This is a genomic window from Pseudomonas sp. StFLB209, assembly GCF_000829415.1.
Classification (GTDB): domain Bacteria; phylum Pseudomonadota; class Gammaproteobacteria; order Pseudomonadales; family Pseudomonadaceae; genus Aquipseudomonas.
The window spans coordinates 5,870,923-5,887,448 of sequence record NZ_AP014637.1 but is presented as its reverse complement, the minus strand read 5'-3'; the positions used below and the strand labels follow the sequence as shown (position 1 = coordinate 5,887,448).

Below are 16,526 nucleotides of genomic sequence, written 5' to 3'. Positions count from 1 at the left end.
GAAATAAATTCAACAAAATGTATCTACCCCTTGGTGCCGTTCTGGTAGGTGCCATTCTGGAGTCTGCCATGTTCGCCCTTGATCGCGCCCTGGCCCAAGACATTGTCGACCGGGCCATGGCGATTTTGCCGCATAACGTCAATGTCATGGATTATCTGGGCATCATCATTGGCAGTGGTGACCCCGAGCGCATCAGTACCCGCCATGAAGGCGCGCAACAAGTTCTGGCCAGCCGCCAGACGGTGGAAATCGACAGCGACGCGGCCAGCCGCCTGGGTGGGGTGAAGCCGGGCGTTAATCTACCGCTGATGCTCGACCATCAATTGGTCGGGGTATTGGGCATCACGGGTGACCCGGAGCGGGTCCGGGTCTACGGCGAGTTGGTGAAAATGACCGCCGAAATGCTGATGGAGCAGCGCCGCCAGCAGAGCGACCGGCAATGGCGTCAACAACGCAGCGAGCAATTGCTGGCCCGGCTGTTATGGGGCGACTGCCCTGACAGCCTGGTGGACGAAGCCCGCCAGTTGGGCCTGCAGCCGCAACTGCCGCGTCAGGCGCTGCTGCTGCAACTGAGTGAGCCGCTGGAGCTGCACCACCCGTTGATCGCCCGGCTCCATGCCCGCTACCCACACAGCTGGTGCTGCCTGCGCGAGCCAACCTTGTTGTACTGCTGCCATCCGGCAGAGCGTGATCCTGGGTTTGGCCACTGGCTGGAGCAGGATTGGCCGATCCAGCGCCTGGCCTATGCCGAGTTGTCGCCGGACCTGGCCGACTTGCGCCAGGCCTGCGCCGCGCTGCACGAGTCGCTCGATTATGCCAGCCAGATTCGTCCGACCCAGCGGCTGTTACCGTTGCAGAGTCTGCGCCTGCCGTTGCTGTTCTGGCGTCATCGGCAGGACTGGCTGGCGCAGGGCATTGCAGAGACGGTCGCGCCCTTGCACGAACAACCGGCGTTGCTCGACACCCTGGATCGCTGGTTCGAGCACAGCGGAGAAAGCCAGGTGTGTGCCGAAGCGCTGGGCATTCATCGCAACAGCCTGCGTTATCGGCTGGACAAAATTGCCGAACTGACCGGTTGTGACCCGTATCGCACCCACGACCTGTTGCGCCTGTATCTGGGCCGTCAGGTGCAGGTGTTGTGCAAATGACTGGTCGGGCGCGCGCAGCGTTGTGCGCCGGACCGGGGTAAAGCCGCGGCCCGGATGCCAAGATGCGTGCACAAGAACAGGAGTTGCCTCATGAAAATCGTCATTGCCCCCGACTCGTTCAAAGACAGCCTCAGCGCCCAGGCCGTCGCCCAGTCCATCGCTGCTGGCCTGAGCGAGGTCTGGCCGCAGGCCCGGTTGCGTATCTGCCCGATGGCCGATGGTGGCGAGGGCACCATTGAATCGGTGCTGCAGGCGTGCAACGGGCAATTGATGAGTGCACGGGTAAGCGGCCCGCTCGGTGAGCCGGTGGTGGCGCACTGGGGCTGGCTGGCCGAAAGCCGCACGGCGATCATCGAGATGGCCACCGCCAGCGGTCTGCAATTGCTGAGCCTGACACAGCGTGATGCGCGCATTACCAGCACCTACGGCACCGGACAGTTGATCGCCCAGGCGCTGGATGCCGGTGCGCAACGGGTGATTCTGGCCATTGGCGGTAGCGCGACCAACGATGGCGGCAGCGGCATGCTGGCGGCGCTGGGGGTGGCATTTGTCGATCAGGCCGGGCAACCGCTGGCGCCAGGCGGTCTGGCGCTGGCGCAGTTGGCCGGGATCGACTTGAGCGGCCTGGACCCACGGCTGGCCGAGGTGCGTTTCGAGATTGCCGCTGATGTCGACAACCCGCTGTGCGGCCCGCACGGTGCGTCGCACACCTTTGGCCCGCAAAAAGGCGCTGATGCTGAACAGGTGCTGGCACTTGATGCTGCGCTGGGGCATTACGCCGATCACTGTGCACAGGTGCTCGGTCGTGACCTGCGTGACAGCCCCGGCAGTGGTGCGGCGGGCGGTATGGGGTTTGCGGCCAAGGCGTTCTTGCAGGCCAGCTTTCGCCCAGGGGTCGAGGTGGTTGCGGAGCTGACCGGTCTGGAGCAGGCGCTGCAAGGCGCTGACCTGGTGATCACCGGAGAAGGGCGGTTCGATGCCCAGACCCTGCGCGGCAAGACACCGCTGGGCGTGGCGCGCTTCGCGGCGCGCCACAATGTACCGGTGATTGTCCTGGCCGGCACCCTCGGTGAAGGCTACGAGCAGTTGTACGCGCATGGCATTCATGCCGCATTCGCCTTGGCCAGCGGCCCCATGAGCCTGGACGAAGCCTGCCGCAATGCGCCCGGCCTGCTGCATGATCGGGCACGTGACCTGGCACTGTTGTGGAACCTGGCCAGCCGGTAGGAGATCGCCCGCCGCCTCGCTGTCACCCAGCAAATACGGACCTCGTAGGACCGGCCGGGCGGCGATCCGCTCTAGCCGGGAAGCCTTCGCGGCTAAATCCTTCGCGGCTAAAGCCGCTCCTACAGCGGATCGCCGCCCGGCCGCACCCTGCGGTCTGATAATAATACTGTGTCCAGCGACTGAAACACATGTAACAAATGATGGCAGAAGGCGCTCAAGATGCGGTTCGGCAGGCCGATAGCGAGATGGGGTTGTCCGACAACCGCCAATGACCTGCCATTCCATAACAAAGAGCCGTAGCCATGAATCTACGCAATCTGACCATCGCCCGCCGTGCGGGACTGGGTTTTACCTTGATTTCTCTGCTTGTGGCTCTGCTTGGCTGGTTTGCCCTGGCGCAGATGCAGACCATCCGTGAAAGCGAAGTTGCTGTTGAAACCAATTGGGTGCCGAGCATGCGCGCGGTCTCTGACATCCGTGAAATCATGCTGCGCATCCGCACGATCTCCCTGCGCATGGCCCTGGACCAGGACCCTGCCAATGTCAGTACCTACAAGGGCCAGATGGACACCCGTCTGAAAGATCTGGACGGCAAGCTCGAGATACTCAACAAGTTCGTCGACACCCCTGAAGAAAAGGTGCTCGCCGACCAGTTTCGCACCACCCAGAACCAGTACCGCGAAGGGCTTGACCGCTCCTTTGTATTGGCCGCGCAGAAAGACCTGGCTGGCCTGAACAAGCTGCTGCAGGTGGACATGAAGACCATCGTTGATGGTTCTGGCAAGCAACTGGCCGACCTTGGCGATTACTACACCAAAAAGATTGAAGCCGAAGGCCAGGCTGCCGAAGCGCAGTACTACAGGTCGCGCAATATCGTCATCCTTTTCGTGGTGATCGCTGCACTGGCCACCATCGCCCTGGCCTTGTGGCTGACCCGTGGCATCGTGCGACCGCTGGAAAGCGCGGTGCGCGCCGCCGAACATGTGGCCGACGGCGACCTGACCCATGACATCGTGGTTGACGGCGAAGATGAGGTCACTCGTCTGCAGCGTGCCTTGCAGCAGATGCAGAACAACCTGCGTTCGGCGATGCAGCACATCAACAGCTCCGCCACCCAACTGGCTTCAGCGGCCACCGAACTGAACTCGGTGACCGAAGACAGCTACCGCGGCCTGCATCAGCAGAACGCCGAGATCGACCAGGCCGCCACGGCGGTCAACGAGATGACCTCGGCGGTGGAAGAGGTGGCGCGCAATGCGGTGTCCACCTCCGATGCGTCCAACCATTCCAGCGCGTCGGCCAAGGCCGGTCAGCAACGGGTGCTGGACACCGTGCAGTCGATCCAGACCCTGACCGATAACGTGCAAAGCACCTCGACCCTGGTGCAGAACCTGGCTGATCAGTCCCAGGACATCGGCAAGGTTCTGGACGTGATTCGTTCGATCGCCGAGCAGACCAACCTGTTGGCGCTCAACGCGGCCATCGAAGCTGCGCGGGCCGGTGAGTCCGGCCGTGGTTTCGCGGTGGTTGCCGATGAAGTGCGGGCACTGGCCCATCGCACCCAGCAGTCGACGCTGGAAATCGACGCCATGGTCAACGCCATGCGCAATGGTTCGGCCCAGGCGCTGGAGTCGATGCTCACCAGTCGCGAGCGAGCCGGCACCACGCTGGAAATGGCCAAGGGCGCCGGTGACTCGCTGAGCGAGATTACCCAATCGATCAATCAGATCTCCGAACGTAACCTGGTGATCGCCAGCGCTGCGGAAGAACAGGCGCAAGTGGCGCGCGAAGTCGACCGCAACATCGTCAACATTCGTGACCTGTCGATGCAATCGACCCAGGGCGCCAACCAGATCAGCGCGTCGAGCAACGAGCTGTCGCGCCTGGCCGGTGATCTCAGTCAGGTGGTCGCGCGGTTCAAAGTCTGACGGCTTGCTCGTGACCGGCCAGGGCGCGCATGATGGCCCCGGTCGGTCAGGTGCTCCATCCCCAGCCTGACCATCGTCAGGGTGCCTCTAAAAACGTAGGCGAGGCGGTCAGCGCAAGGCAAAAACAGGCGAGGAACGGTCGGAGTCGCGCTCGACTTTACGGCTGTAAATGAGCATCCTGAGCCTGGTTTTAACGCAGCGATGGCGCGCGTAGCGCCGCAGGCGTCCAGCCAGCGGGTAGTTTTTAGAGGTGCCCCTCAGGTTGAGGAGGGCCACAGCGTCATGGACAAGCATCGCACCGCGCACACCTTCAGCAGTTGGCTGCACACCCCCACCCATCAGCAATGGCTCGGCCAGGAAGGCAGGCGCCTGCTGGGCTTTGCCAGAGCGGCTCGGCTCGAAAACGGTTTCGGTGATCTGGACGACTATGGTCGGCTGATGGTCGGCGCCCGTGCCCAGACCCTCAATACTGCCCGGTTAGTCCATTGTTTTTCGCTGGCGCATATCCAGGGTATTCCCGGATTTGCCGACCTCATCGACCACGGCCTGGCCGCGTTGCTGGGGCCGCTGCGCGATGAGTTGCACGGCGGCTGGTTCGATGCGCCGCTGGATGAGGGCGGCAACTCAGACAAACAGGCTTACCTGCATGCCTTTGTGGCGCTGGCGGGCAGCTCGGCCGTTGTCGCCGGCCGGCCTGGGGCCCAGGCATTGCTCGACGAGGTGCAGGCGGTGATCGTTGAGCGCTTCTGGAGCGAAGCAGAGGGCGCGCTGTGTGAATCCTTCTCCCGCGACTGGCAGCATGAAGAGCACTATCGCGGTGCCAACAGCAACATGCACGGCACTGAAGCGTTTCTGGCCCTGGCCGACGTTACAGGCAATGCGCAATGGCTCGATCGTGCGCTGCGCATTATTGAACGGCTGATCCATCAGCATGCTGCGACCAATGACTTTCAGGTCATCGAGCATTTCAGCCGCACCTGGCAGCCGTTACCGGATTACAACCGCGACAACCCGGCCGACCCGTTTCGCCCGTATGGCACCACGCCGGGCCACGGCTTCGAGTGGGCGCGGCTGTTGCTGCACCTTGAGGCGGCGTTGCTACGCGAACGCTGCAACGCTCCCGGCTGGCTGGCCAAACATGCCCGTGAACTGTTCGACAGCGCCTGCCGGCACGGCTGGCAGGTCGATGGCGCCCCCGGCATCGTTTACACCCTGGATGAGCAACGCCGCCCGGTGATCCGCCAGCGTCTGCACTGGACTCATTGCGAGGCCGTTGCTGCTGCGGCCGCCTTACTGCAACACACTGGTGAGGAAGTCTTCGAGCAGTGGTACCGGCGGTTCTGGGAGTTCAATGAGACACGTCTGATGGATTATGAACACGGCAGTTGGCATCACGAACTGGATGAGCTCAACCGGCCGGCAGCGATCATCTGGGAGGGCAAACCGGATCTGTATCACGCTTATCAGGCGGTGTTGCTGCCGCTGCGACCCCTGGCACCGAGCCTGGCCAGTGGGCTGGCAGGGAAGGGAGCGGTGTAGGAGATCGCCCGCCGCCTCGCTGTCACCCAGCAAACACGGATTTCGTAGGACCGGCCGGGCGGCGATCCGCTTTAGCCGGGAAGCCTTCGCTGCTGAAGCAGCTGCTACGGCCGGCCACTCCAGCGAATCACCTGTCTGGCCAGAAAACTGCCGGTCAGAATCACGCCGAACAACCGCAGTGTCTGCATCGCCAGCACGAACCCCACATCGGCATGGGTATCGATGGCGATGATCGCCATGGCATCCAGCCCGCCGGGGCTGGTCGCCAGGTACACCGACAGATAATCCTTGTCCAGCCATACGGCGATCAGCCACGCCGACAGCGCACAGAGTGCAATCAGCAGCAGCGAAGCCAGCAACATCATCGGCAGATGGCGCCAGACATACAGCACCGTTGGCCGGTCAAAGCGCAGCCCGACATAGCAGCCGATTGCGCCATAGCCGAAGGCAACCAGCCAGCCGGGCAGGGCGATCTGTAACACCCCGGACAATTGCAACGCGGTCCCCAGCAGCAGCGGCACCAGCAATACCCCGGCCGGCAGCCGTGAGCCCAGCCAGACCCCCGCACCGATGACCGCCAGGCTCAACGCGATGTCAGTGAGATTCAGGCCTTGCGCCTGACTGGCGCTGGCCTGCAGTTGCGCACCGCCCACCGAAGCGCCCAGCCAGTGGCTGACCAGGGCACCGACCATCACCACCAGCACCACCCGCACGTACTGCATGGTCGCCACGACTCGCGGGTCAGCCCCGTGGTCTTCCGACATGGCAACCATCACCGAGGCCGCACCGGGCGAGGTCCCCCACGCGGCGGTGTGGCTCGGGATCCCGGCATAGCGCACCAGTACCAGGCCCACCACGGCGCTCAGCGACACGGTCAGCAGGGTGCCCAGCAACATGATGTGCCAGTCCTGCAAGACCATCAGCAACACGCTGAGGCTCATGGCGTGGGCGATCATCACCCCGACGGTGCCCTGGCCGAGCTGGAACAGCGCTTTGGGCAGGCGAATGCTGGCGCCGGCAACGCCAAAGCCGATGGCAACCAGCATCGGGCCGAGAAACAACGCGGCCGGCACATGAGCGGCGCTGAACAGTTGACCGGCCAGGCCGGCGGCAAGAATAAGGGCGACCCATTGGGCCGGGGCGGGAAGGGCGGGTAGCGCGAGTGAGGCGGCGCGAGGCAAGAGGATTCTCCCAGGCAGATGACGCGATCCATTGCGGATCAGATGCGGCAATTATCCGGGCTTGAAATCATCAAGTCTATTTTCTAATAATCATGAATCTATAACTATTGTTGATCGATTATGGACCTGCGCGACCTGACGTATTTCGAAACCATTGCAGAGCTGGGGCATCTGGGCCGGGCGGCGGAGAAGCTCAACCGCAGCCAGCCGGCACTGACCAAAAGCATCCAGCGTCTCGAAGAGTCCTTCGGTACCCGGTTGTTCCAGCGTGATGGGCGACGCATCAAGCTCACCCCGGTCGGTGAGCTGCTCAAGGCCCGCGGCAAGGAGTTGCAACTGAGCATCGCCCAGACGCAACGGGAAGTGCGCGATTTTGCCAGCGGCCTGGTTGGCACTATCCGCGTAGGTTGCGCGGCGACCATGGCCGAACACCTGTTGCCCAAGCTGACCCAGGCGCTGTTACAGCGCGCCCCGGACCTGACCTTCAAGCTGGTGATCGGCCAGGACGACCTGCAGCGCGAGGCGCTTAACGAAGGGCAACTGGACATGATCATCTGCTCGCTGATTCCCGACAGCGAACAGCTCATCAGTTTTCCGGTGTTCGACGACGAACTGGTGGTGATTGCCAGCCCGCAGCATCCGGTGTTCGACAGTGCCTTGCAGATGCGTGACCTGTGTGACTACCGCTGGGTCCTGCCGCCGATTGGCGTGTCGTCGCGCAAATGGCTGGACGCCACGTTCGCCGCCCACAACCTGCCGCTGCCGGTGGTACAGATCGAGGCCAATTCCATCTCACTGTTGCCCGGCCTGATTGCCCAGAGCCACCTGCTCAGCTTCATTGCCCGGGAGAGTGTCGAATATGGCCACAACATGCAGCACTTGCGGGTGGTGCCGATCAGCGAAGCGACCATGAAGCGTACCGTCGGGGTGACCGTGCGGCGTGGCGCTTATCAGACGCCGGCGGCGCAGGACATGCTGGCGCTGTTGCGCGACCATGGCCGGGATTTTCTCAGTTGGGCGTGATCAGGACCTGAATCCTGAGCATCGAACAGATTTACCCGAAATTTTGCCGCCGCGCCGCGCGCGCGCTCCTGATTTTGCTGATATAACAATTGCTTGAGACGTTACACACAGGAGCATGAACACGATGTACCACGCCAGCCCCGCCATGGACTGCCCATTTCCCCATCCGGCCCTGATTCGCCTTGAGCTGCACTTCGGCGGTGACCGCTCGCCATTGAACGATGCCGACGCCGACGAAGACCCGGACGCTGAAATCTACCTCGACCCAGACTTGCTCGGCCTGGACGATTTTGCTGACGCTGACAAGCTGGACACGGGCGATATCGGCTCCTCCTCAGTCAACTGAAGCTGCCGGTCCGGCTCAGGTAACGGGCCAGCGCTTCAGCACCCAGCTCGACACTGGTGCTGACGCCGACCCAGCTGCAGGCCAGCATCAGGTTACGCGGCAGGCCGAAGTCTTCGACCAGCAGGTCTTGCTGGTCATAGCCTTGTTGATCGTGGGCAACCTGTTCGCGCAAGGGCACCAGCGGCTTGCAGTACGCCCACACCGGTTTGCCCAGCGCGACCGCCATGCCGATCTCGAATACGGTTCCGGAGTCCGGCTCCAGGCCGCGAAAGGCATTGAGGTTGGCCAGCACCGCGGTGCAGCGTTGCAGCATGCCGATGTTCTGCTGATAGATCAGCTGGGCGGTTTGCTGAGGCGCCAGCCCCGGTTCGACCTGGTTGTCGAACGGGTACAAGCCCTGCATGCCGTGGGCGGCGCACAGATCCTTGAGGTAGCGGCCGTGTTCAATCGGGTTGCGCCGGAACACATCGAAGCCGGCCAGATAGATCAGCGGTGCAGGCATGATGGCGTTCCTCAACGGTGGGCATCGTGCAAGGATGACAGGCTGACGGGCGTCTTGCCACTGATCGGGCCGAGTGGTAGCCGGCTGCATTGTGTATAAATAGCCAGTATCCTTGGTGCCATTTCCATCGTTGCCCGATACCGCTTGTGAACAGCTCGCCTCTCGATAACCCGCTGTATTACCTGGTCAACTTCCAGCAGGTGCTGGCTTGGATCACGCTGCGCTATGACGACCTGCTCGACCAGCAGGAGCGCCGTTTCATCGAAGCCTTTGCCCGCTTGCCGGTCAGTGCTCAGGGGCTGTTGGTGCGCATGGTGATGCGCAAAGGGGTGTTGTTTCGCGCCAGCAAACTCGATTATGCCGAGCTGGGTGACACGCTTCTGGCCGTGCAGCCGCTACTGGAGCTCGGCTGGATCGATGTTGAGCCTGCGCTGGATCTCCAGCAGGTGTTCGGCCTGTTGCGCAAGGATGAACTGGCAGATTGCTTCAAGGCCCACCCCATCAAGGGCGCGCAGCGCAAGAGCCAGTGGCTCGAGCAACTGCTGCCGGTTCATTCGCAGGCACAACCACTGGCCTGCTGGTATCCGCAGCTTGATGACCAGGTTTTGAGCCTGACCATCATGCCGGTGTGCGATCGCCTGCGGCTGCTGTACTTCGGCAACCTGCACCAGCAATGGTCGGAGTTCGTACTCGCCGACCTGGGCGTGTATCGCTACGAGACGGTGGATTTTTCCCAGGACTCGCGCGGCATTGTCTGCCGCGCCGATATCGACGTGTGCCTGCAACTGCATGCCTGCCGCGAAGCGCTGGAACTGGGCGAGGTGCTCGCTGATCTGGCTGAGCGCGCGCTGGCCATCGACACTGACAATGCGTGGTTGCGCATGCGCCGCAACAAGTTGCTGTTTCATATCGGTCAGCAGGCCGAGCGCCTGCAAGACTGGCCGCTGGCATTGGCGGTATATGCCGGGTGTGACTATCCCGGTGCGCGTTCGCGGCGTATCCGGGTGCTGGAGCGCAGCGCTGAGTACAGTCAGGCCATGGTGCTGCTCGAACTGGCCCGCAGCGCGCCGGAAAGTGACGCCGAGGTCCAGCACCTGCAACGTGTGCTGCCGCGCCTGCAGCGCAAGCTCGGGCTGACCGTCGAGCGCCGGACCAAGGCGCGTGAGCCTGTGCGTATCGACTTGAACCTGCCGCCGGAACCCGGTTTGAGTGTAGAGCACCTGGCTGGCAGGCATCTGGCCGAGGAGGGCGCCTCGGTGCATTACGTCGAGAACACCCTGATCAATTCATTGTTTGGCCTGCTGTGCTGGCCGGCGATCTTCGCGCCGCTGCCGGGCGCATTCTTTCATCCTTTCCATACTGGCCCCAGCGACCTGCACAGCCCGGATTTTCATGCGCGTCGCATGCCGTTATTCGATGCCTGCCTGGCGGCGCTTGATTCCGATGCCTGGCAAGCGATCATTCGTGACCACTACCGCAGCAAGTTTGGCTTGCAGTCGCCCTTCGTGTTCTGGAACGTACTGACCCCGGAGCTGCTGGAGCTGGCCTTGCTGTGCCTGCCCGCCGAGCATTTGCGCCAGTGGTTCCAGCGCTTGCTGCAAGATATCAAGGCCAATCGTGCCGGCATGCCGGACCTGATCCAGTTTTATCCGGACCAGCGCCGCTACCGAATGATCGAGGTCAAAGGCCCCGGCGACCGCTTGCAGGACAACCAGCTGCGCTGGCTTGAGTTCTGTGCCAGCCACGATATGCCGGTGCAGGTGTGTTACGTGCAATGGGCGCTCAATGCCGATGAATACGTGCAACGAGCGGCAGACGCCATCCCGGTGATGGAAGGGACGCTGCAAACGCCCTGTTTGTCATAGCTATCACGCGGGGCTATCACGCAGGCTTGGCAAGCGACCCGAGTGTCAGTTCGCAGCATTTCAACGCGGCGGGCGAAGCCAGTGCTTCGCCCCGCCAGAGGTCACTCCACGACAGGTTTGCCGGACGGCGTCGTGGTGGCTTTCGGAGTGCTGGTGCCATGGTTGTCATGGCTGGTTTTGCCGTGATCCGAACCGTGTTGCACATCGGTGCCGGACTCACGTGGGGTGGTCTTGGCACCTTGCGTATTGGAACTGTTGCGGTCAGTGGTCGGTGCCGCATCAGTGCCTGGCAGCTTGGTGGCGTTCGGATTGACCGGGTTGGTCGGGCCGGTGGAGCCGGCCATGGCGGCTCCGGTAAAAGCAGTCAACAAGCCGGCAAGGGCCAGAGCAGTCAGGCGGTTCGTGCGCATGGTCATGGTGTTAACTCCTGTAGGGGTAGGGCGTACATGTGTTGGGCATGGGCAGTCGTGTCCAGGTGCCATGCCAGCCGACAAACGGTAGACCAATCTCCGCACCTGCATTAATACCACCCCATAAATGGCGGCGTGTAGCGTTGCTTTTTCTCTCTCCGCTGCCGTCCTGAAAATGCTCGAAAAACAGGTTTTTGACAGTTCTGCTACAGAGATGGCTATCGGCTATCGCTGAGTATTGGCGGTTTGCCACTAAATTGACTGCTGCTCATGAACCTCCCGTAAACACGGGGTGATACGCGCTTTTCAGCAGTTTTTTTCAGCCTTTGAAAGCAGTAAAAAGCGGGGCGCGGCACGCGATGTCGACTGTTTGTCATTAAACAGAAACATTTCAGGTTTTAAATCCGCATCGGGCCTTCTTGGTAACCACCAAACTTTCTCCTGGATCGAGGTATTCCCGTGACACTGCTGACTAAAACACGCTTGTCTGTCCTGCTCGCTTCGCTTTGCCTGAGTGGCATGGCTCACGCGGTCGACGTAACGGGCGCAGGTTCGAGTTTCGTTTTTCCGGTGATTTCCAAGTGGTCCCAGGACTACAGCAAGAACTCCGAGAACCGCATCAACTATCAGTCGATCGGTTCGGGCGGCGGTATCGCTCAGATCAAGGCCGCGACCGTTGACTTCGGTGCTTCCGATGCCCCTATGTCGGCTGAAGACCTGGCTGCTGCCGGCCTGGGCCAGTTCCCTAGCGTGATCGGCGGTATCGTGCCAATCGTCAACGTTGAAGGCGTTGAGAGCGGCAAGCTCAAGCTCGACGGCCCGTCGCTGGCCAAGATCTTCCTGGGTGAAATCAAGAAGTGGAACGACCCGGCGCTGGTCGCGCTGAACCCTGGCCTGACCCTGCCAGACACCGCCATCACCGTTGTTCGTCGCTCCGACGGCTCTGGCACCACTTACAACTTCACCAACTACCTGAGCAAAGTCAGCCCGGAATTCAACGAGAAGCTGAAGTTCGGCTCTACCGTTCAATGGCCAGTGGGCGTGGGCGGCAAGGGTAACGAAGGTGTTTCTGCTTACGTCAAGCAGATCAAAGGTTCGATCGGTTACGTAGAGCACTCCTACGCCACCACCAACAAGCTGGCCTACACCCAGCTGAAAAACGCCGCTGGCAAGTTCATCACGCCAGACGCCAAGGCTTTCGCTGCCGCTGCTGACACCGCTGACTGGGCGAGCGCCAAGGACTTTGGTCTGATCATGACCAACGCACCGGGTGAAGCGGCATGGCCGATCACTGCCACCACCTGGATCATCATGTACAAGCAGGCCAAGAACGAAGAGAAGAGCAAAGCTGCTTTTGACTTCTTCAAATGGTCCCTGGAAAACGGCCAGAAGCAAGCCGAAGAGCTGGAATACGTCGCTCTGCCGAAGTCGCTGGTTGAGCGTGTAGAGAACTACTGGAAAGCCGAGTTCAAGTAACAGCGCTTCAAGTTTGTAGCTCACCCCTGTCATCAGCCATGCAAGCTGGTGACGGGGGCTTTCCCTTGCGAGTGGATCGAAATGACTGAAAACACCCAATACCTGTCCGCCGAGCTTACCGCTGCCGAGTCCGACAGCGAAAAGCGCGCCCAGCGCGATCATCGCCATGACGTATGGTTCCGGCGTACCCTGCAGGCTTCGGGGATGCTGGTACTGATACTGCTGGGCTGTATCGCGGCATCTACTCTATGGGGTGGAAAGCTGGCTTTCGAAACCTTTGGTTTCGGTTTCCTGACCAGCACTGAATGGAACGTCAACGAAGGCAAGTTTGGCGCCCTGGTACCGATCTACGGCACCCTGGTGACCTCGTTTCTGGCCTTGTTGATCGCTGTACCGGTAAGTTTCGGTATCGCCATCTTCCTGACCGAAGTTGCACCGCCATGGTTGCGCATGCCAATCGCCTCGGCCATCGAGCTGCTGGCCGGTATTCCTTCGATCATCTACGGCATGTGGGGCCTGTTCGTTTTCGGCCCGTTCATGGCCGCACATATTTCTCCCTGGATCAACGACGTACTGGGCTCGCTGCCACTGGTAGGGGTGCTGTTCCAGGGGCCGCCACTGGGTATCGGCATGCTGACCGCCGGTATCGTCCTGGCGATCATGATCATTCCATTCATTACTTCGGTAATGCAGGAAGTGTTCCGCACCGTACCGACCACTCTCAAGGAGTCGGCTTATGCGTTGGGCGGAACCACCTGGGAAGTGGTCTGGGACATCGTCCTGCCTTACACCCGTTCGGCGGTGGTCGGCGGCGTGTTCCTCGGTCTGGGCCGCGCATTGGGTGAAACCATGGCGGTAACCTTTGTACTGGGTAACGCGATCCAGTTCTCCCCATCGCTGATGATGCCAAGCAGCTCGATTGCTTCGGTCATCGCCAACGAATTCAACGAGTCCTACACCGACCTGCACCGTTCGGCGCTGATCGCGCTGGGCTTTTTGCTCTTCGTTGTGACCTTTATCGTGCTGGCTCTGGCCCGCTTGATGCTGTCTCGCCTGTCGCGCAAGGAGGGCCTATGAGCGACAAGAAAGCCAACGAGAACCTGTACCGGGTTCGCGCGCTCAAGAACAACATCGCCATGGTGCTCAGCTGCGCCGCGACCGGCTTCGGCCTGCTGTGGCTGGTATGGATCCTGATTACCACCATCGTTGAAGGTGTCAGTGCTCTGAACCTGCAACTGTTCACCAGCATGACCCCGCCGCCGGGTGTCGAAGGCGGTCTGGCCAACGCCTTCTACGGCAGCATCCTGATGTCGCTGATCGGCCTGGTCATTGGTACTCCGATCGGTCTGATGGCCGGTGTCTGGCTGGCCGAGTTCGCCCGTTACTCCAAACTGGGCAACGCGGTGCGCTTTATCAACGACATTCTGTTGTCGGCGCCGTCGATCGTTCTGGGCCTGTTCGTCTACACCGTGGTGATCCTGCCGCTCAACAAATTCAGCGGCCACACCGTCGGTTTCTCGGCCATCGCCGGTGCTATTGCCCTGGCGCTGCTGGTGATCCCGGTGGTGGTACGGACCACCGACGAAATGATGCAACTGCAACCGACCACCATGCGTGAAGCCGCGCTGGCGCTGGGTGTGCCGCAATGGAAGCTGACCCTGCAGATCGTGCTGCGTGCCGCTAAGGCCGGTGTGGTCACCGGTGTGCTGCTGGCGCTGGCGCGGATCACCGGTGAAACCGCGCCGCTGCTGTTCACCGCGTTCGGTAACCAGTTCTGGAGCAGCGACCTGCTCAAACCGATCGCCAGCGTTCCGGTGGTGGTCTTCCAGTACGCGATGAGCCCGTACGACGACTGGCACTCCCTGGCCTGGGCTGGCGCATTGATCATGACCCTGTTCGTGCTGCTGCTGAGCCTCGCTTCTCGCTTAATTCTTCTGCGCAATAAGGCGTCCTGATGAACACTCTTTCTCTTGCGAACGAAAAAACCAAGATTCAGGTACGTGGCCTGGAATTCTTCTACAACGATCACAAGTCGCTCAAGTCCATCGACATGGTGATCCCCGAGAAGCGCATCACCTCGATCATCGGCCCGTCCGGCTGCGGCAAGTCGACCCTGTTGCGCGTGTTCAACCGTATCTACTCGATGTACCCCAAGCAGGAAGCGCGTGGCGAAGTCTTGCTCAACGGTGAGAACATCCTCGACCCTGGCTACTCGATGAACCGCCTGCGCAGCCACGTCGGCATGGTGTTCCAGAAGCCGGTGCCGTTCCCGATGTCGATCTTTGACAACATCGCCTACGCCATCCGCCACCACGAGAAACTCTCGCGTCGCGAGATGGAAGAGCGGGTGGAACAGGCACTGCGCGGCGCCGCGCTGTGGGATGAGGTCAAGGACAAGCTCAAGCAGAGCGCCACCGGTTTGTCCGGCGGTCAGCAGCAGCGTTTGTGCATCGCCCGGACCATCGCCCTGCGTCCGCAGGTGCTGTTGCTGGACGAACCGACCTCGGCGCTGGACCCGATCTCTACCGGTCGTATCGAGCAGTTGATCACCGAACTCAAAGAGCAGTTCACCGTGATCATCGTGACTCACAACATGCAACAGGCAGCACGTTGCTCGGACTACACCGCGTTCATGTTCCTGGGTGAACTGATCGAGCATGGCGACACCGACACCATGTTCACCAAGCCGAGCAAGAGTCAGACTGAAGACTACATCACCGGTCGCTTCGGCTGATTCATCGCGTCATTAGCGCTGTACCTATTCGCGGCTGAAGCCGCTCCTACACGGGTTGACCCCGTAGGAGCGGCTTCAGCCGCGAAGCATTTCTACGCGAAGCTTTTATCCCCGCTCCCCCATAAACGCCTCGATCCGCTCGCGCAGCCAGCGTTCGGCCGGGTCGTTGTCCATCACGCTCAGCCAGCTCATCGACAGGTCCAGCCCTGGTGTCTCGAAGGGCAGCGCCTCATCCCGCAGCAAGCCCAGTTCACTCATCGCCGTGGCGGTAAAGTCCGACAGGTTGGCAATCAGGTCAGTGCCGGCCAGCAGTGCGGGCAGGCTGGTAAAACGTGGTACCGACATCACCACCCGGCGCTTGCGGCCGATGGCTTCCAGCCACTCATCGGCGAAGCTGCTGACACTGGCTACATGCGAGACCACCACGTGTGGCCGTGAACAGTACTCGTCCAGGCTCATCGGCGTGGTCGAATAGTCGGCGCGCACCACCCTTGGCTGGCAGTTGCGCAGGCGCTTGCGTTTGGCATTGGCCGGCAGATCGCGGGTCAGGCAGACGCCTACGGTGATTTCGCCGGACATCAACAGCTCGGAGATATTCCAGTAGTCAGCGTGCTTGACCACCAGCACGACGTTTGGCGCTTCCTGGCGCAGGGCGCGGAGCAGGGCAGGCAGCAGACCGAACTCCACATCGTCCGACAGGCCGATACGAAAGGTCATGGTGCTTTGCGCCGGCTCGAACTCACGGGTCAGGCTCAAGGCCATGGACATCGCGTCCAGTGCCGGGGTCAGGTGGCGGAGGATCTCGTGGGCACGGGCGGTGGGTTCCATACGGTGGCCGACCCTGACAAACAGCGGGTCGCCCAACAGATTGCGCAGCCGGTTGAGCGCGGCACTGATCGTCGGCTGGCCGAGAAACAGCTTTTCGGCGGCACGGGTCACATTGCGTTCCTGCATCAGGGTTTCGAATACCACCATCAGGTTGATATCCGCCTTGCGCAGCTCGTTACGATTCATCGAGAGGATTCCTTCAGCCGGACCCAACACGCCGGTCAGTCGCCGCCAAGTCTAAGAAGCCACCCGCCCCGGCGTCCAGCGGCTGCCCGCATCGGGCATTAATCTTTTGTAATGGACTTTTCGGCATGGCAGG

Annotated in this window: 15 protein-coding genes and 1 pseudogene; 12 read left to right on the top strand and 4 right to left on the bottom strand. The window is 61.4% G+C overall.

From position 1 onward, the window contains the following. The first annotated feature begins 68 nt into the window (after positions 1 to 68). From PSCI_RS26165 to PSCI_RS26150, 5 genes and pseudogenes are all read left to right on the top strand, one after another. Positions 69 to 1,148: a sugar diacid recognition domain-containing protein gene (locus PSCI_RS26165; protein WP_045492659.1), complete on the top strand. Its 1,080-nt coding sequence runs from the start codon at positions 69 to 71 to the stop codon at positions 1,146 to 1,148. A 90-nt stretch (positions 1,149 to 1,238) separates the two neighbouring features. Next, the gene (locus tag PSCI_RS26160; protein WP_045492656.1) at positions 1,239 to 2,375 is read left to right on the top strand and encodes a glycerate kinase; all 1,137 of its coding nucleotides are present in this window, start codon (positions 1,239 to 1,241) and stop codon (positions 2,373 to 2,375) included. Positions 2,376 to 2,677: 302 nt separating this feature from the next. Beyond that, a pseudogene (locus PSCI_RS30355) lies at positions 2,678 to 3,445 on the top strand (MCP four helix bundle domain-containing protein); the annotation flags it as partial. Continuing rightward, positions 3,440 to 4,303, top strand: a complete 864-nt coding sequence (locus PSCI_RS30350) for a methyl-accepting chemotaxis protein (protein WP_442965485.1) — start codon at positions 3,440 to 3,442, stop codon at positions 4,301 to 4,303. The pseudogene PSCI_RS30355 and the gene PSCI_RS30350, both read left to right, overlap by 6 nt. Before the next feature lie 282 nt (positions 4,304 to 4,585). Further along, a complete protein-coding gene (locus tag PSCI_RS26150; protein WP_045492650.1) occupies positions 4,586 to 5,842 on the top strand; it encodes a D-mannose isomerase in 1,257 nt (418 codons plus the stop codon). Positions 5,843 to 5,946: 104 nt separating this feature from the next. On the opposite strand, the gene PSCI_RS26145 is transcribed toward PSCI_RS26150, so the two are convergent. After that, entirely contained in the window at positions 5,947 to 7,023 is a 1,077-nt protein-coding gene (locus tag PSCI_RS26145; RefSeq protein WP_045492647.1) for an AbrB family transcriptional regulator, read from the bottom strand. 120 nt (positions 7,024 to 7,143) lie between these two features. Between PSCI_RS26145 and PSCI_RS26140 the strand changes: the two genes are divergently transcribed. Further along, entirely contained in the window at positions 7,144 to 8,046 is a 903-nt protein-coding gene (locus PSCI_RS26140; protein WP_045492644.1) for a LysR substrate-binding domain-containing protein, read from the top strand. 124 nt (positions 8,047 to 8,170) lie between these two features. Then, complete coding sequence (locus tag PSCI_RS26135) at positions 8,171 to 8,392, top strand: hypothetical protein (RefSeq protein ID WP_045492641.1); 222 nt, start codon at positions 8,171 to 8,173, stop codon at positions 8,390 to 8,392. Here PSCI_RS26135 and PSCI_RS26130 read toward each other — a convergent pair. Further along, positions 8,385 to 8,894, bottom strand: coding sequence for a nucleoside 2-deoxyribosyltransferase (locus PSCI_RS26130; protein ID WP_045492638.1), 510 nt, complete (start codon positions 8,892 to 8,894; stop codon positions 8,385 to 8,387). The genes PSCI_RS26135 and PSCI_RS26130 overlap by 8 nt on opposite strands. Positions 8,895 to 9,040: 146 nt before the next feature. Here PSCI_RS26130 and PSCI_RS26125 point away from each other — a divergent pair, with 146 nt between their 5' ends. Continuing rightward, entirely contained in the window at positions 9,041 to 10,759 is a 1,719-nt protein-coding gene (locus PSCI_RS26125) for a VRR-NUC domain-containing protein (protein ID WP_045492635.1), read from the top strand. Positions 10,760 to 10,860: 101 nt separating this feature from the next. Here the strand turns inward: PSCI_RS26125 and PSCI_RS26120 are convergent, their stop codons facing one another. Then, complete coding sequence (locus PSCI_RS26120) at positions 10,861 to 11,175, bottom strand: hypothetical protein (RefSeq protein WP_052483543.1); 315 nt, start codon at positions 11,173 to 11,175, stop codon at positions 10,861 to 10,863. A gap of 453 nt (positions 11,176 to 11,628) precedes the next feature. On the opposite strand from PSCI_RS26120, the gene pstS reads away from it, so the two are divergent. From pstS to pstB, 4 genes are all read left to right on the top strand, one after another. Continuing rightward, complete coding sequence (pstS, locus tag PSCI_RS26115) at positions 11,629 to 12,645, top strand: phosphate ABC transporter substrate-binding protein PstS (protein WP_045492632.1); 1,017 nt, start codon at positions 11,629 to 11,631, stop codon at positions 12,643 to 12,645. An 81-nt stretch (positions 12,646 to 12,726) separates the two neighbouring features. Continuing rightward, on the top strand, positions 12,727 to 13,722 hold the full coding sequence (gene pstC, locus PSCI_RS26110; RefSeq protein WP_045492629.1) for a phosphate ABC transporter permease subunit PstC: 996 nt from the start codon (positions 12,727 to 12,729) through the stop codon (positions 13,720 to 13,722). Continuing rightward, on the top strand, positions 13,719 to 14,600 hold the full coding sequence (gene pstA, locus PSCI_RS26105; protein ID WP_045492626.1) for a phosphate ABC transporter permease PstA: 882 nt from the start codon (positions 13,719 to 13,721) through the stop codon (positions 14,598 to 14,600). The genes pstC and pstA overlap by 4 nt, the downstream gene beginning before the upstream one ends. Next, positions 14,600 to 15,379, top strand: a complete 780-nt coding sequence (pstB, locus tag PSCI_RS26100; protein WP_045492623.1) for a phosphate ABC transporter ATP-binding protein PstB — start codon at positions 14,600 to 14,602, stop codon at positions 15,377 to 15,379. Before pstA ends, pstB begins: the two co-directional genes overlap by 1 nt. Before the next feature lie 105 nt (positions 15,380 to 15,484). On the opposite strand, the gene PSCI_RS26095 is transcribed toward pstB, so the two are convergent. After that, a complete protein-coding gene (locus PSCI_RS26095) occupies positions 15,485 to 16,393 on the bottom strand; it encodes a LysR substrate-binding domain-containing protein (RefSeq protein ID WP_045492620.1) in 909 nt (302 codons plus the stop codon). Positions 16,394 to 16,526 lie beyond the last annotated feature (133 nt).

What these genes read in the sequence shown, in the direction of transcription:
- PSCI_RS26135 (WP_045492641.1), top strand. Translation starts at nt 8,171, where the DNA reads ATGTACCACGCCAGCCCCGCCATGGACTGCCCATTTCCCCATCCGGCC.
- PSCI_RS26165 (WP_045492659.1), top strand. Translation starts at nt 69, where the DNA reads ATGTTCGCCCTTGATCGCGCCCTGGCCCAAGACATTGTCGACCGGGCC.
- PSCI_RS26130 (WP_045492638.1), bottom strand. Translation starts at nt 8,894, where the DNA reads ATGCCTGCACCGCTGATCTATCTGGCCGGCTTCGATGTGTTCCGGCGC.
- PSCI_RS26140 (WP_045492644.1), top strand. Translation starts at nt 7,144, where the DNA reads ATGGACCTGCGCGACCTGACGTATTTCGAAACCATTGCAGAGCTGGGG.
- PSCI_RS26160 (WP_045492656.1), top strand. Translation starts at nt 1,239, where the DNA reads ATGAAAATCGTCATTGCCCCCGACTCGTTCAAAGACAGCCTCAGCGCC.
- PSCI_RS26120 (WP_052483543.1), bottom strand. Translation starts at nt 11,175, where the DNA reads ATGACCATGCGCACGAACCGCCTGACTGCTCTGGCCCTTGCCGGCTTG.
- PSCI_RS26095 (WP_045492620.1), bottom strand. Translation starts at nt 16,393, where the DNA reads ATGAATCGTAACGAGCTGCGCAAGGCGGATATCAACCTGATGGTGGTA.
- PSCI_RS30350 (WP_442965485.1), top strand. Translation starts at nt 3,440, where the DNA reads ATGCAGAACAACCTGCGTTCGGCGATGCAGCACATCAACAGCTCCGCC.
- pstC (WP_045492629.1), top strand. Translation starts at nt 12,727, where the DNA reads ATGACTGAAAACACCCAATACCTGTCCGCCGAGCTTACCGCTGCCGAG.
- pstB (WP_045492623.1), top strand. Translation starts at nt 14,600, where the DNA reads ATGAACACTCTTTCTCTTGCGAACGAAAAAACCAAGATTCAGGTACGT.
- PSCI_RS26150 (WP_045492650.1), top strand. Translation starts at nt 4,586, where the DNA reads ATGGACAAGCATCGCACCGCGCACACCTTCAGCAGTTGGCTGCACACC.
- pstA (WP_045492626.1), top strand. Translation starts at nt 13,719, where the DNA reads ATGAGCGACAAGAAAGCCAACGAGAACCTGTACCGGGTTCGCGCGCTC.